Origin of the sequence: Halopelagius inordinatus (genome assembly GCF_900113245.1) — an archaeon.
Lineage (GTDB): Archaea > Halobacteriota > Halobacteria > Halobacteriales > Haloferacaceae > Halopelagius > Halopelagius inordinatus.
Window position 1 is genome coordinate 415492 of sequence record NZ_FOOQ01000002.1, and the last position, 12461, is coordinate 427952.

General features: G+C 67.6%; 14 protein-coding genes. 4 read left to right on the plus strand and 10 right to left on the minus strand.

What is annotated here, in order from left to right; all coding sequences use genetic code 11:
- Nucleotides 1-94: 94 nt before the first annotated feature.
- The 3 genes from BM167_RS09860 (at nucleotide 95) to BM167_RS09870 (ending at nucleotide 3147) form a co-directional block, all read left to right on the plus strand.
- Nucleotides 95-964: a hypothetical protein gene (locus tag BM167_RS09860; RefSeq protein ID WP_092891979.1), complete on the plus strand. Its 870-nt coding sequence runs from the start codon at nucleotides 95-97 to the stop codon at nucleotides 962-964.
- 84 nt (nucleotides 965-1048) lie between these two features.
- Entirely contained in the window at nucleotides 1049-2104 is a 1056-nt protein-coding gene (locus BM167_RS09865; RefSeq protein WP_092891981.1) for an N-acetyltransferase DgcN family protein, read from the plus strand.
- Nucleotides 2104-3147 carry a dipeptide epimerase gene (locus tag BM167_RS09870; protein ID WP_092891983.1) on the plus strand — a complete coding sequence of 348 codons (1044 nt, stop codon included), beginning with the start codon at nucleotides 2104-2106 and terminating at the stop codon, nucleotides 3145-3147. Before BM167_RS09865 ends, BM167_RS09870 begins: the two co-directional genes overlap by 1 nt.
- Before the next feature lie 31 nt (nucleotides 3148-3178).
- Here BM167_RS09870 and BM167_RS09875 read toward each other — a convergent pair whose 3' ends face one another.
- Genes BM167_RS09875 through BM167_RS09885 form a run of 3 tightly spaced genes read right to left on the minus strand, consistent with a single transcriptional unit; the run spans nucleotide 3179 to nucleotide 6737 of the window.
- Complete coding sequence (locus BM167_RS09875; RefSeq protein ID WP_092891985.1) at nucleotides 3179-4744, minus strand: glutamate-cysteine ligase family protein; 1566 nt, start codon at nucleotides 4742-4744, stop codon at nucleotides 3179-3181.
- 50 nt (nucleotides 4745-4794) lie between these two features.
- Complete coding sequence (locus BM167_RS09880; protein WP_092891987.1) at nucleotides 4795-5859, minus strand: DUF7972 family membrane protein; 1065 nt, start codon at nucleotides 5857-5859, stop codon at nucleotides 4795-4797.
- Between the two features lie 56 nt (nucleotides 5860-5915).
- Nucleotides 5916-6737, minus strand: coding sequence for a PspA/IM30 family protein (locus BM167_RS09885; protein WP_092891989.1), 822 nt, complete (start codon nucleotides 6735-6737; stop codon nucleotides 5916-5918).
- A 52-nt stretch (nucleotides 6738-6789) separates the two neighbouring features.
- On the opposite strand from BM167_RS09885, the gene BM167_RS09890 reads away from it, so the two are divergent.
- Complete coding sequence (locus tag BM167_RS09890) at nucleotides 6790-7458, plus strand: alpha/beta hydrolase (protein WP_092891991.1); 669 nt, start codon at nucleotides 6790-6792, stop codon at nucleotides 7456-7458.
- On the opposite strand, the gene BM167_RS09895 is transcribed toward BM167_RS09890, so the two are convergent.
- The 7 genes from BM167_RS09895 to BM167_RS09925 all read right to left on the minus strand — a co-directional run bounded on the left by BM167_RS09895 (nucleotide 7437) and on the right by BM167_RS09925 (nucleotide 11915).
- Entirely contained in the window at nucleotides 7437-7835 is a 399-nt protein-coding gene (locus tag BM167_RS09895) for a hypothetical protein (RefSeq protein WP_092891993.1), read from the minus strand. The two genes, BM167_RS09890 and BM167_RS09895, sit on opposite strands and share 22 nt — an antisense overlap.
- Before the next feature lie 44 nt (nucleotides 7836-7879).
- A complete protein-coding gene (locus BM167_RS09900; protein WP_092891995.1) occupies nucleotides 7880-8209 on the minus strand; it encodes a transcription factor S in 330 nt (109 codons plus the stop codon).
- Between the two features lie 50 nt (nucleotides 8210-8259).
- A complete protein-coding gene (locus tag BM167_RS09905) occupies nucleotides 8260-8796 on the minus strand; it encodes a DUF8135 domain-containing protein (protein WP_092891997.1) in 537 nt (178 codons plus the stop codon).
- 2 nt (nucleotides 8797-8798) lie between these two features.
- The gene (locus tag BM167_RS09910) at nucleotides 8799-9560 is read right to left on the minus strand and encodes a coiled-coil domain-containing protein (protein WP_143095492.1); all 762 of its coding nucleotides are present in this window, start codon (nucleotides 9558-9560) and stop codon (nucleotides 8799-8801) included.
- Nucleotides 9561-9623: 63 nt separating this feature from the next.
- On the minus strand, nucleotides 9624-10460 hold the full coding sequence (locus BM167_RS09915) for an RAD55 family ATPase (RefSeq protein WP_092892001.1): 837 nt from the start codon (nucleotides 10458-10460) through the stop codon (nucleotides 9624-9626).
- A gap of 24 nt (nucleotides 10461-10484) precedes the next feature.
- Nucleotides 10485-11483, minus strand: a complete 999-nt coding sequence (locus BM167_RS09920) for a beta-ribofuranosylaminobenzene 5'-phosphate synthase family protein (RefSeq protein ID WP_092892003.1) — start codon at nucleotides 11481-11483, stop codon at nucleotides 10485-10487.
- A gap of 96 nt (nucleotides 11484-11579) precedes the next feature.
- Nucleotides 11580-11915 (minus strand): cupin domain-containing protein, encoded by a 336-nt coding sequence (locus tag BM167_RS09925; protein ID WP_092892005.1) that lies wholly within the window; start codon nucleotides 11913-11915, stop codon nucleotides 11580-11582.
- Between the last annotated feature and the right edge of the window lie 546 nt (nucleotides 11916-12461).

The following is a 12461-nucleotide window of genomic DNA, read 5'->3' on the forward strand; positions in this document are numbered from 1 at the left end:
GGTCGTCTCTCGCCGCCATCGAACCAGTAGTTCCGTGATAGCACGGCTCACTGCACGGTTATCCCCGCCGGGAACCAATGTATAATGAATAATAATGTCAAAAGTAGCGGGCGTCGAATCCGGGGAAGAGCGACGGCTGTCGATTCCGCTCGAACCCACTGGGACGACGGACGCGGTCGCGAGGATAGTCGATTCCTCCGTCGCCACAGACAGCGTCGTCGCCACGGCGACGATAGTGACGGACGACCCGGTGCGGCGCGTGGAGGTCGACTGGGGAGACGGGGAGACGGACGTCGTCACCCGTCGTCCGGGACTGTTGACGAGAGACCGACCGGCGCACGGCGGTGACCCGTTGCCGGACGGGACGTATCAGCTGACGCACGCGTACGCGGTGTCCGATGACGGGAGGCCCTTCGACCACTCCGTGCTGTTGCGGGTCGACGACGCGGACGGCGGCGTCGATTTCGACGTTCACAGAATCACTCTGACGCCGCGGTACAAAGTGACGCATTACCCCATGACGGTCCGACTCAAGCACGGGTGCGATTCGTCCCTCGAACCGGGGAGCGAGTTCGACATCCGCCAAACCGTCGGCGGAGACGTCGTGAACCAGTGGGAGTGGTATCCGTCGAACAACTTCTTCGGCACGTCACAGAGCTTCCGGTTGGACGGAAGCGGCGTGACGCGAGAGTTCGAACGCCCGCCGCTGTCGGAGGGCGGCGGCGTCGAAGCCGTGAGCTTCGAATTCACCGAGAGAGACCCGTTGTGGGACGATCTGGTGCGGATATATCTCTACGTCGGACTGGACCACAGAGGCTACAGCGGATACTTCAGCGAACGCGTCGAGGACGAGGCGTCGGGAGACGGATGTACCATCGTGTACAGTTACTCGAAGGAGATGGAGCTACTAGTTCCGCTTCCCGCGGGCGACGACCCCGCGTTCTCCGGGGAAGTTTTCGCGTGAACGGCGACTTCCCAGCGGAGACGGTGGGTCTGCGGGGTCGAAACACCCGAAATTAAGCCCCCGGTCGCCGTCGTCTGAGGCACGATGACTACCACACGGACCGACGGCGGCAGCCCGGAACGGGTCGTCGTGCTCGCACACGAGAAGTTCCCCGAACGCGCGAAGACGGCCACCGGCGTCCTCAAATACGCCGACTACGACGTGGTCGCGGTGCTCGACCGGGACAACCCCGGTACCTCCGCGTCGGACCACAGACGCGACCTGCCGGACGTCCCCGTCGTCGCATCGATGGACGACGCGCCCGACGCCGACGCCTTGCTCGTCGGCATCTCGCCCATCGGCGGCGAGTTCGACGAGACGTGGCGCGACGACGTCCGAACCGCCATGGAACGCGGCTGTGACGTCATCGCCGGTCTGCACTACTTCCTCTCCGAGGACGAGGAGTTCGTCGAACTCGCGGACGAGTACGGCGTCGAACTGAACGACGTGCGAAAGCCTCACGACGACCTGACCGTCGCGCAGGGCCGGTCCGCCGACGTGGACGCCGACGTGGTTCTCACCGTCGGCACCGACTGTTCGGTCGGCAAGATGACCGTCTCCCTGGAACTGGTCGCGGCGGCGCGCGAACGCGGCATCGACGCCGGGTTCATCCCGACGGGGCAGACGGGCATCATGATAGCGGGGTGGGGGAACCCCGTCGACCGGGTGGTCAGCGACTTCACCGCCGGCGCGGTAGAGGAGATGATTCTGGAAGTCGGCGACGACTACGACGTGCTGTTCGTGGAGGGACAGGGAAGCATCACCCACCCCGCCTACTCCGCCGTCACCTGCGGTATCCTCCACGGCGCGATGCCCGATGCGATGGTCCTGTGTCACGCCGAGGGGCGCGACGCCATCCACGGCTACGAGGAGTTCGAGATACCGCCCGTCTCGGAGTACGTCGGCCTCTACGAGAACCTCGCCGCGCCCGTCCACGAGGGGTCCGTCGTCGCGGGTGCGCTGAACACCTCCGGCGTCGAGGACGACGGCGCGGCGCGCGACGCCGTCGAGTCGTACGCGAGTTCGCTCGGCGCGCCCGCAACCGACGTGGTTCGCTTCGACGCCGACGAGATCCTCGACGCCGTGGTGGAGGAGAACTGATGGCGCTGACGACGGAGTTCGAACGGGCGTCGTTTCCGCTCGCGGACGACTTCACCATCGCCCGCGGGACGCAGACCGAAGCCGAGAACGTCGTCGTCCGAATCACCGACGACGGCGGGATGACGGGCGTCGGCGCGGCGGCCCCCTCCGAGCATTACGGCGAGACGGCAGACACCGTCGAAGCGGTCCTCCCCGCGTTGCTTCGCGACGTCGAAACCGTCGGCGACGCCCACGCGATAGCGCGAATCGAGCGGCGGATGGCGGAGACGGTCAACGACAACCCGGCGGCCCGCGCCGCGGTCAGTATCGCACTCCACGACTTGGCCGCGAAACGCCTCGGCCTCCCGCTCTACCGTCAGTGGGGGTTAGACGCCGACGACTGCCCGCCCACCTCCTTCACCATCGGGCTGGACGAAACGGAGCGAATCAGAGAGAAGACGGCGGCGGCCGTCGACGCGGGCTATCCGGTCTTGAAGGTGAAGCTCGGAACCGACCGCGACGAGGAGATAGTCGAAGCGGTCCGCGAGAGCGCACCCGACGCGACGATTCGCGTCGACGCGAACGAGGGGTGGACGCCCCGCGAGGCGGTTCGGAAGTCGGAGATGCTCGCGGAGTACGGCGTCGAGTTCGTCGAGCAACCGGTCGCCGCCGAGAACCCCGAGGGGCTGAAGTTCGTCTACGAACGGAGTGCGCTCCCCATCGCGGCCGACGAGTCCTGCGTGACGCTCGAAGACGTGCCCGCCGTCGCAGACCGGACGGACATCGTGAACCTGAAACTGATGAAGTGCGGCGGCCTCTCGGAGGCAAAGCGGATGGTCCACGCCGCCCGCGCGCACGGGCTGGAAGTGATGCTCGGTTGCATGGTGGAGTCGAACGCCGCCATCGCCGCCGCCTGCCACCTCGCGCCGCTTCTCGATTACGCCGACCTGGACGGTGCGCTCCTCCTCGACGAAGACGACTACGGGGGCGTGCCTATCGAAGACGGACGGATTCTCCTCGACGACCTGAACCGGAGCGGAACCGGCGCGCGGCGGACCGACTGAGGCGTCTTCGGTCTCCGCACCTCGTTCGCCCTTACTCTCGGTCCCACGTCGCGAACGCCCGTCCGGTCGCCGCCTTCTCTCCGTACTCTCTTTGCATCGCGCGGACGGCGTCGGGGAGGGCGTCGCCCGCCTCTAACCGGTCGCGGACCCGAGCGCGTTTCCACGCGCTCGGCGACGTGTGCGCCGCGCTCTGTCGGGCCTCGATGGGCGAGAGCAGCCACTCCGCCGCGTCGTCGAAGACGCCCAACTCGCGCAGGCCGTGTCGGGCGAGCGAGAACACCTCGTCGCGGACGGCGGGCGTCGCGTCGATTCGGTCGCCGTGGTTCCCGACCCACCGCAGGTCGGCGTCCGGGCCGTCCGCGACGGCGGCGTAAAACGAGTCTCGGGCGTCCGCCCACGGGAGCGACTCCACGGGGTGGTCCGCGACGACGACGCCGTGGACGAGTCCGGCGACGAGCGCCTGCATCCCGACCGTATCGCGGACCGTCGGTTGCGTCGGGAGCGGTCGGTACTCGATTCGGACCGACGCGTCGTCGTTGTCGGGGCCCGTCGTCCGTCCGTCCCCGTCGTGGGGAACGTCGCCGCCGAAGACCGGCCGGACCCACCGCCAGAACGTGCCGCGCTTCGTGACGAACTCGGGGATAGAGGCGGCGTACGAGCCGTCCGCCTCCTCGTCCTCGCCGTCGTCGCTCGCGTCCGAGAGGACGGGCGCGAGCGTCTCGTCCGCGACGATTCGTTCGACGACGTCCTCCACGTCGCCGTAGTCCTCGGGAACGCGACATTTCTCTGCCCCGTCCACGTTGACCGAGCGTTCGAAGACCGGGACGCGACACTCGTGGGGCGTCTCCGCGAGTACCTCCTCGGCGTCGAGTCCCTCGTAGCGGTCGGCGGGGAGAAACGGCGAGTTGGCCGAAAGCGAGAGCACCGGCCCCATCGTCCGCGTCGCGACGTTCAGATACCGCGGGAGGTCAGTCGCCGTCGGAATCTGTAGATGCGGTTGGATCGACGTGGTCAGAGACTCCACGAGGATAGAGCGAGCGTCGTCGAGTCCCGGAAGCCCCATCGAGATTCGACCGTCCGCGCGCGTCCGAATCGCGTCGTCCAACGCGACGTAGCGCGGAATCGGGCGCATGTGTTCGGCGCGAAACACGCCGTCTGTCACCGCTCCGGCGTCGAGGTACGCCTCGGTGCCCTCCGCGGGCGGTATCGTCCACATCCCGTCGAGGACGACGCGTCGGTTCTCCTCGTCGAGCACCGCGCGAGCGCTCGAAAGCGCCGCCTCCAAGGCCGCCGCCTGCCGCCGGAACCCGGTTTCGGCCACCGAGTCCGGGTGCGTGTGCAGTTCGAGGTTGTGGACGCCCAACTCCCGACTGCAGTGCGGAGCGTCGAACGCCGCCTCCGGGACGGCCGCGGGACGTCCCATCTCGTCTACGGCGTACGCCTCCAGTTCGAGCCCCACCGCGAAGTCCCGGTTGTCGAGTCGGCCCGAGCGGACGTCTTCGAGTACGTCGGCGGCCTGTGACTCGACGCGGCGGTCGAACTCGGCTCTGGTCTCTGGGTCCCGCGCGCGCCGGACCGCCTCGGTCACGTCCGTCATTTCCTAACTGTCAGCACTCCGTTGAATTGAGGTTTGCGGCGCGGCGCCTCTCAGTCGAGGTTCTCGCTTCGGTTCTCCGACCGAAGGATGAACGGTCCGATAGAGAGCGTCCGCTTGGCCGCCGTGGCGATGCGGAGGATGAACGATATCAGTATCGTGAAGGGGAAGACGGCGACGGCGACGGCCGCCGAGACGGTCCAAACCACGTTGCCGACGCCGAAGACGGTTCCCGTGATGGTTCCGGGGTCGTCGATGTAGAGGATGGCCGCAGTCGAGACGACGAGCGACGGCACCGCCGCGTACATCATCGCCCGCGAGAGGTTGATGAGTTCCCACTGGAAGTACAGCGTCTTGAAGTGCTCTCTGGCCGGGCCGAAGTACGTCAGCACGTTCACGAGTTCGTCGAACGCCTCCGAGACGGCGTCGGGGAGGTCCTCGTGTTCGTTTCTGAGACGTCGCGCCTGGTATATCTTCCACGAGTAGTTGAAGTCGAGTGCGGCGAACAGGACGTCGAACGTCCCGAACTGCCCCTCCTCCAGTTCGTCGGACACCTCCGAGGCGTTCCCGCGCAATCCGGCGACGTAGTCGTCGATGCGCGGCCCGAGTTCGTCCTCCCCGCTGAGGTCGTTCGCCGAGACTGCGTCGCCGAGTGCCTCCGCGCGGTCCGAGACTGCGACGACGAGAGCCCTGAGGAACGCGGAGGGCTCCGGCGGTGCCGCGGTGACGCTCAAGTCGTCCTCGACGTCGCGGCGGAACTCCATCGCGCCGGACATCCGCTGTCTCTGGTCGCCCAACGGACCGAGTTCCTGCGAGAGAACGAGCGAGTTGATGGAGACGACGAGCGTGACGCCGGTGATAGTCGCGGTCAGAAGCGCCTGAAACACCGTCTCGATGGGGTCGGACGACGCGACCACCGACTGCAGCGGTACCGGGTCGATGGCGCCGAGAACGACCAGCGACCCGAACACGAAGAGGAGGGGGACGGCGGCGACGGCCCACCGATTCGCGTACAAAAGCAGCCACAGTTTCACTCTGTGTTCGCTCGCGCGTTCGCGCATCGTGTCGCTCGGTTCGCCTCCGTCCGACTCGGCGTCGTTCTCGTCGTCGAAACCCATCTGTCGTGAGAGACGTTCAGCGACGCGCGATAAAGTCGTCGTGGCCACTCGGGCCGTTACGCGTCGTCTTCGTTCCGCAGTTCTTCCAGTTCGGCTTCGACGTCTTCGTCCGCGACGTCGACGTCCGAGGACTCTACGTCCGCCGTCTCGCCGTCGTCGCTTTCGGTCTCCGGCGGGGAGCCTTTGCCCATATCGGCTTTCAGCGTCTCCAGTTCGGTGTCGACCTCTCGCGAGGACCGTCCGGATTCGAGTTCGCGGTCGATGGAGTCCTTATCGGAGAGGGCGTCGTCGAACGCGCCCGTGTCGGCGAGTTCGTCCATCGCCGCCGAACGCGCCTCCATCTCGTCGGTGCGGTCCTCCGCGCGTTCGAGTGCGCGGCCCACGTCGGCCATCTCGTCGCCGACGCCGGACATCGCCTCGGAGACGCGCGTGGAGGCTTCCGCCGCGTCGTACCGGGCCTTCATCGTCTCCTTTTTGGTGCGGAACTCCTCGATGCGGTTCTGAAGTTGGTTCTTCTTGTCGACGAGGCTGTCTTGGGTCTCTTGGAGGTTCGCAATCTGGGTCTCTAGGTCCTCTATCTGGTTCATCTTCGATTGCTTCTTCTCTAACGCCTGCCGCGCCAGGTCGTCGCGGTCCTGATTGACGGCTTCGCGCGCCTGTTCGTTGTGTCTCTCGACGTTCTCTTCGAGTCGGCGCTTTTGAATCTCCAGTCGCTTCTTTTGGGTCGTCAGGTCGGCGATACCCTGTTTGACCTGCTGGAGTTCGTCTCGCATCTTCTCGTAGGAGTAGTCCAACGTCTCTCCGGGGTCCTCGGACCGATTGAGGATGGCGTTTATCTTCGACCGGATGACGTACGACGTGCGCGAGAGGATTCCCATACCTCCTTTTTGGTCACGCCGGGCTTAAAACCTCACGCGAGAGAGAGGTCGTATGGCCGAGACGGTACTCGTCCCCGGCGGCCGCGACGTTCGGGCATCGCTCGACGAGGCGGACGGAACGGACGCGACGGCGTGCGTCGTCGCCTGCCCGCCGCACCCCCAACACGGCGGACACCGCGGCGACGACAGACTCGTCGCCGTGAGCGACGAACTGACCGCCCGCGGCGTCGATTGTCTCCGGTTCGACTACGGCGCGTGGGACGAGGGGCGCGGCGAGAAAGCGGACGCGACGAACGCCGTCGCGTGGGCGCGGGAGCGATACGACCGCGTGGGGCTGTTCGGGTTCAGTTTCGGCGCGACGACGGCGCTTCTCGCCGTCGCGGAGGGTGCCGACGCGGACGCGGACGCTGACGAGCGAAGCTCGTCATGCCGACGGACGCAGTCCGTCGCCGCCGTCTCCGCACTCGCGCCGACGGCCCGCCTCGCGCAGGACTTAGACGTGGTCGCGTCGTTCGACGACATCCCGGTGCCCGTGCAGGTCCTCTACGGGACGCGCGACGATACGGTCGAGTGGGGTCCCGTGGTCGAACGCGCCCGCGAGACGCAGCAGTCGGTGGTGGAGTTCAGCGCCGACCACTTCTTCATCGGGCAGGCGGGGAAAGTCGCGGTTCGGGTGGCCGACTTCCTCCTGCCGTTCCTTCAGGTGGCGGACTCGCGGTAGCCGACCCGAATCCAGACGGCGACGGCGACGGCCGCCGCCGCGACGACGAACGTCCAGAACGCCGCCCACGCGCCGACGCCGACGTCCTCGAACGCGACGCCGACTGCGACACCGGCGACGAGAGCGACGGCGAACGGGGCGACGAACGGCAGGTCGGTCCAACTCCCGCCCGCGTTGTGGTACTCGACGGCGTACGCCCACAGGATACCGACGGTGAACTGGAAGCCGACGGCCCAAAGCAGGCCGTAGAAGACGCCGAAGACGACCGCCGGAAGCGAGAACGGGTCCGCCGTCTCCGATAGCGACCACGCCGTGCCGACGAGGAAGACGGCGACCAACAGACCGTGCCACGGGCGGAGGCGTTCGCGGAGGGCCATACAAGACAGTTCAACGAGGTGTCACAAGAGGCTGCCGACTGACCTCAGTTGTATCCGCGCCACCTGCGTCCGCACTCTTTGCATTTGAAGAATCGCGTCGGCGGTTCGTCGGCGGAGCCGGTCTGTTTGATGGTGTACCACGCCTCGCCGTGGCCGCAGTCGTCGCACGTCACGTCGGTGGCGGTGGGTTTGCCCTCGAAGTCGGCGCCCTCCTCGGTTTCGATGAGTTCGTCGCCGCTCTGTTCTTCGGTCGAGACGAACTGTGCCGCCAACTCTCGGTCCTGTTCGGCGGTGGTCCCGCAGTCGTCGTCGGTGCAGGCCATCTCGCCGTCTCGGTTGACCATCATGGAACCGCACTCGTCGCAAAACTGCATGAAGCGGTCTTCGCGCCGCGGACTGAAAGGCGTCTCGGACGCCGACCCGTTCACTCGGCGTCGTCCACCATCGGACAGTGCCGCACCCGGAAGTTGTCGGCGTCCACGACTTCGACGATTTCGGCCGCGCCGTGGTCGCACGCGAGTTCCGGCGGGTCGGCGAGATACGGACACTGCTCGCAGAACTCCGCTTTCGGGACGACGTGGTCGTCGTGTCCCGCCCCCTCGTCGCCCGCCTCCGCCGCGGACGCCCCGGTTCCGACGCCCGCCGCGTTCGCGTCCGCGTCCTCCGCATCGGTGAGACTCGCCCACATCGTCTCTTCGTCCACGTCGCCCGCGCTCATCTCCTCGAAGAGGCCGTCTCTCTCCGCGGTCGAACGCGACGCGCGGCGTTCGTCGACCCGACGTGCGAGGTCGGACAACGGAGCCGACTCCTCGGGCGTCTCCTCGCCCGTCCGTTCGTCGGGGGTCGGTCCGCCTCCGAGTTCGCCGTCGTCGTCCGCCGCCTCCAACTCGCGGCCGCGTCTGGTCGCGACGCGACGTGCGAGGTCGGAGAACGGGTCGCTCTCGCTCTCGTCGTCTCCCACGCCTACGCGCCCTCCTCGAAGAGGCCCTCGGGCGCCTCCTCGGTGTCGGGTCCTTCGAGTTTCGGACGGTTGCCGACGGTGAGCGTCGCGGTGCCGAAGAGACCCCGTTTCGGCCGCACGCCGTCGAACGTCGACGTGCAGTGCGGACAGTACGGTCCGTCGAGGAGGCAAACGGAGACGGACGCCTCGCAGTTCTCACAGGACGCTTTCTCGATGCCGGTCCGGTTCGCCTCGCGCTTGAGTTCGGTCGCCGCGGCGGACTCGGCGTTCGACCGCTCTAACTCGTCGGCGCGGCGTCTGAGGTCCACCACGGCCGTCGCGAGGGTGTCGAGTTTCGCCTCGGCGTCGTCCGTCGTCTCGGTCAGATAGTCGAGAATCTCCTCGTAGTTTCCGAACCCGGCTTCGATCCGTTCGTCCAACGCCGTCAACTCCGCGTCGATTTCGTCGACGCGCGCGGACGTCTCCGGGTGGTCGTGACCGACGGGGGCCTTCTCGTCGGCTTCGCGCTTCACTTGGACGACTCTCTCTCGGACGTCTGTCAGTTTCTCGTCGAACTCCGCCTCCAGTTCGTCGAGGCGGCCCGTCAGTTCGTCGCGTCTCGACCCGTCCTCGTCGCTCGCCGCCGCGTCGGCCAGCGATTCGTGGTTCTCGTCTACGAGACGGTACGCGGTGACTGCGCGTGATACGACTTCCGCGCGACTCGTCCCGAGTTCCTCGGCCTTCCGGTCGAGCCATCGCGTGAGTTCGTCTGACAGTGACTCCACCTGCTCCCCTCCCATTCGTGCGAACGTTACGTTGTTCTTACTTAACTATTTCCGGGAGAGCTGTCAGCGAATCTTCCGAACGTCCGTCACGTCGAACCCGCTCTCGTGTATCTCCGTCTCGAAGCGGACGATGTTTTCGTCTTCGAGGCGCGAGAGGACGCCGCGGAACTCTCGGACGACGAGCGTCCGCGCGCGTTTCGACCCGCCGGTCTCCCACTCGAACTGGAGAGTCCCGTCCGCGGCGTCGACGAGATGTCCGAGTTCCGTCCGTTCGAGCGTCTCGCGACTGGCGAGAGCGAGAACGAGTCCGCCCCACTCGTGCGATACCTTCCCGAGGCCGCGCATCAGCATCGCGATGTCCTCCCACTCGACCTCCTCCGAGACGGACCCGACGAGGTCGGTGATGGAGTCGATGACGACGAGGTTGTTCGGCGCGTTCTCGCTCAACAGTCCGCCGAGCGCGGTCATCACCGACTCGCGGTTGTGCGACTCGCCGAGGTCACGGAGCGTCGTCGTCTCCCCCATGTACCACTCCCGAGGGATGGGGCTGAGTTGAAAGTACTCGGGGCTGAGGTCGTGAAACCGGATGCGGTCGACTGCGGCGTCGAGGAACTCCTCGTCGAGAACGTACGCCATCTCCCGCCGAATCGCCGATTCGTCGTCGATAAACGAGAGGTAGTGAATCTCCGGGGGGACGGACGCGTCGTCGTGAAGCGACCCGTAGTGGAGGTCGAACAGTTCGTCGTCGGCGTGCGCGAGTGCGTTCATCGCCGCACTCGTGTAGACGAACTCGCGGGCACCGGCCCCGGGTTCGCCGACGAGGAGAACGACCGTACCCGGCGGCGCCCCGCCGCCGATTATCGAATCGAGACGGGACACCCCGAAGGGGATGCTGTCCATGCTCCGTCGTCTCGGTCCCCTCCGTTAACCGTTTCGGGGCGCGTCGTCCCCGTGTTCGACCCGCGCGCCGACGTTGCGTCCGGAGACCGTTCGCACCTCGCCGTCGACGCCCGCGGCGTCTAAGGCGGCCCGCCCGGCCGCGCGCGCCTCCGACGCGCGTGCGGCGTCGGTGATGCCGTACACCGTCGGCCCCCACGACGACTGCCCCGCGCCGTACACCGCGGGATGCTCAGAGAGCGTCGCGACCAGTTCGCCCACGGGCGGGCGGTAGACTCCGCCCTGTTCGTCGGCGTACCACGACCCGTTCAGTCGGCCGATGTCTTCCACCGCTTCGCCGAACCGTTCCGCGTTGCCGGCGGCGACGGCGGGGAGGAGGCGGCGACTCAAGACGCCCGCGATGCGGTCCGACACCGCGGGGTCGGCGCGTTCGACCACCGCGCGCATGCTGTCGTCCTCCTCGTCGCCGTCGCGTCCGGGGTCGATATCGGGTTCGACGAGGAGAAAGCGCCACTCCGCCGGCACGTCGTGTCGGACGGCGACGGGCGGCACCGTCCACTCGCCGTCGTCCGGGCGGGCGGTGGTAAAGCGGGCCGTCGGATGTCCCGCGTCCGCGAGGAACCCGCCGTCTTCGAAGGCGGCGACGCCGACGCCGGACCGGCCGCCGCGTCCGAGTTCGGGCGCGGCGGCGCGTTCGTCGCTCTCTCTACCGTTGGCCCGGGCGACGGCGGCGAAGACGGCCAGCGCCAGTTGCGTGCCGCTTCCGAGTCCGGCGTGTCGCGGGAGTGCGGACTCGACTTCGACCCGCGCGCCCGCGACGCCGAGAACGTTCGCCGCGCGTTCGGCGTACTCGCGGGCGTGCGCGTCGGCACAGACCACCCGCTCTGCCGGTTCGGCGACCACCCTCGTCTCCGGGTCGTCGAGGGCGACGCCGAGTCCTCCGTAGAGGCGTTCGTGCGCGAGGCTCAGGTTCACGAACCCGAAGTGGATGCGGGCCCCGGCGGCGACGCGGACGCGGTCGCTCATCGGCGGCAGTTCAACAGCGGTGCGTATGTCGGTTTCGACGGTGGCAACCCACCCCCGACGGACCGGACCGGGTTCGGGGCCGAACGTACGGCGTCGTCACTCCGGCAGGGGACAGAGACTCGCCGTGAAAAGCACCGTCTCGTCCGTCTCGTTTCGCGCGCCGTGAGAGACGCCTCTGTCGTGGCGGACGACGCCGGGCGCGTCGACGACTTCCTCCTCTCCGTCCCGGACGACGGTGACCGACCCGCGGAGGACGTGAAAGACGTTCGTGCTCTCTCCGTGTTCGTGCGGGGAGAGCGTCGCGCCCGGACCGAGGGCGAACGCCTTCACCAACACGTCGTCGGAGACGACCAGTTCCGCCGTTTCGACCTCCGAGTCGTCGGGGTCGAGAGTCGATTCGGCCGCGGCGAGGACGTCGAACTCGTCTGCCATGCGCGAACGGAGGCCCGCCGGAGGCATAAATCCGGACGTGGGCGGACGAGGACCCGAGCGAAGTCACGACTCGGCGCGTCCACTCTCACGAGGGGACCGAGAGAAGAGGAGTAGCGAGGCGTCGAACCGAACGGAACCGAGAGACCACGTCGCGGTGAACCGTTCGGGAACGTGAGCTAACGAACTGCCTCGACCCGACGCGCGGACGCGGTGTCCGCGGTATCCGGTCGTTCGCCCGGAGACGAGTCGGCCTCCGGAAGGGTGCCTCTGGTGGTCGGCCCGCACGGAAGCCGACGATTCGGGTGCCGAACGAACCGTCGCCCGAGGCGGAACGGCACTCGCACTCGGCGAGGGCGAACCCGTCGTCGTCGAACCCCGGGGGGAGTCGGGTGGGATGGGACGAAGTGGGGTGAGACGGGGTCCGCCGTCGCGGTTGCGGTCAACCGCGGTGCCGGCACGCGACAGACGCGGTGGCGTCGGCCGCCGCGAGTGCGTCGTGTCGTCTCGCGGCCGTCGCGGGTGGGTGGGGCGGGCGCGTCGGCCGCG

Excerpts from the sequence above, each read along its gene's own strand:
- BM167_RS09890 (WP_092891991.1), top strand. The coding sequence starts at position 6,790 with ATGGCCGAGACGGTACTCGTCCCCGGCGGCCGCGACGTTCGGGCATCG.
- BM167_RS09865 (WP_092891981.1), top strand. The coding sequence starts at position 1,049 with ATGACTACCACACGGACCGACGGCGGCAGCCCGGAACGGGTCGTCGTG.
- BM167_RS09870 (WP_092891983.1), top strand. The coding sequence starts at position 2,104 with ATGGCGCTGACGACGGAGTTCGAACGGGCGTCGTTTCCGCTCGCGGAC.
- BM167_RS09900 (WP_092891995.1), bottom strand. The coding sequence starts at position 8,209 with ATGCAGTTTTGCGACGAGTGCGGTTCCATGATGGTCAACCGAGACGGC.
- BM167_RS09880 (WP_092891987.1), bottom strand. The coding sequence starts at position 5,859 with ATGGGTTTCGACGACGAGAACGACGCCGAGTCGGACGGAGGCGAACCG.
- BM167_RS09920 (WP_092892003.1), bottom strand. The coding sequence starts at position 11,483 with ATGAGCGACCGCGTCCGCGTCGCCGCCGGGGCCCGCATCCACTTCGGG.
- BM167_RS09895 (WP_092891993.1), bottom strand. The coding sequence starts at position 7,835 with ATGGCCCTCCGCGAACGCCTCCGCCCGTGGCACGGTCTGTTGGTCGCC.
- BM167_RS09925 (WP_092892005.1), bottom strand. The coding sequence starts at position 11,915 with ATGGCAGACGAGTTCGACGTCCTCGCCGCGGCCGAATCGACTCTCGAC.
- BM167_RS09885 (WP_092891989.1), bottom strand. The coding sequence starts at position 6,737 with ATGGGAATCCTCTCGCGCACGTCGTACGTCATCCGGTCGAAGATAAAC.
- BM167_RS09860 (WP_092891979.1), top strand. The coding sequence starts at position 95 with ATGTCAAAAGTAGCGGGCGTCGAATCCGGGGAAGAGCGACGGCTGTCG.
- BM167_RS09875 (WP_092891985.1), bottom strand. The coding sequence starts at position 4,744 with ATGACGGACGTGACCGAGGCGGTCCGGCGCGCGCGGGACCCAGAGACC.
- BM167_RS09915 (WP_092892001.1), bottom strand. The coding sequence starts at position 10,460 with ATGGACAGCATCCCCTTCGGGGTGTCCCGTCTCGATTCGATAATCGGC.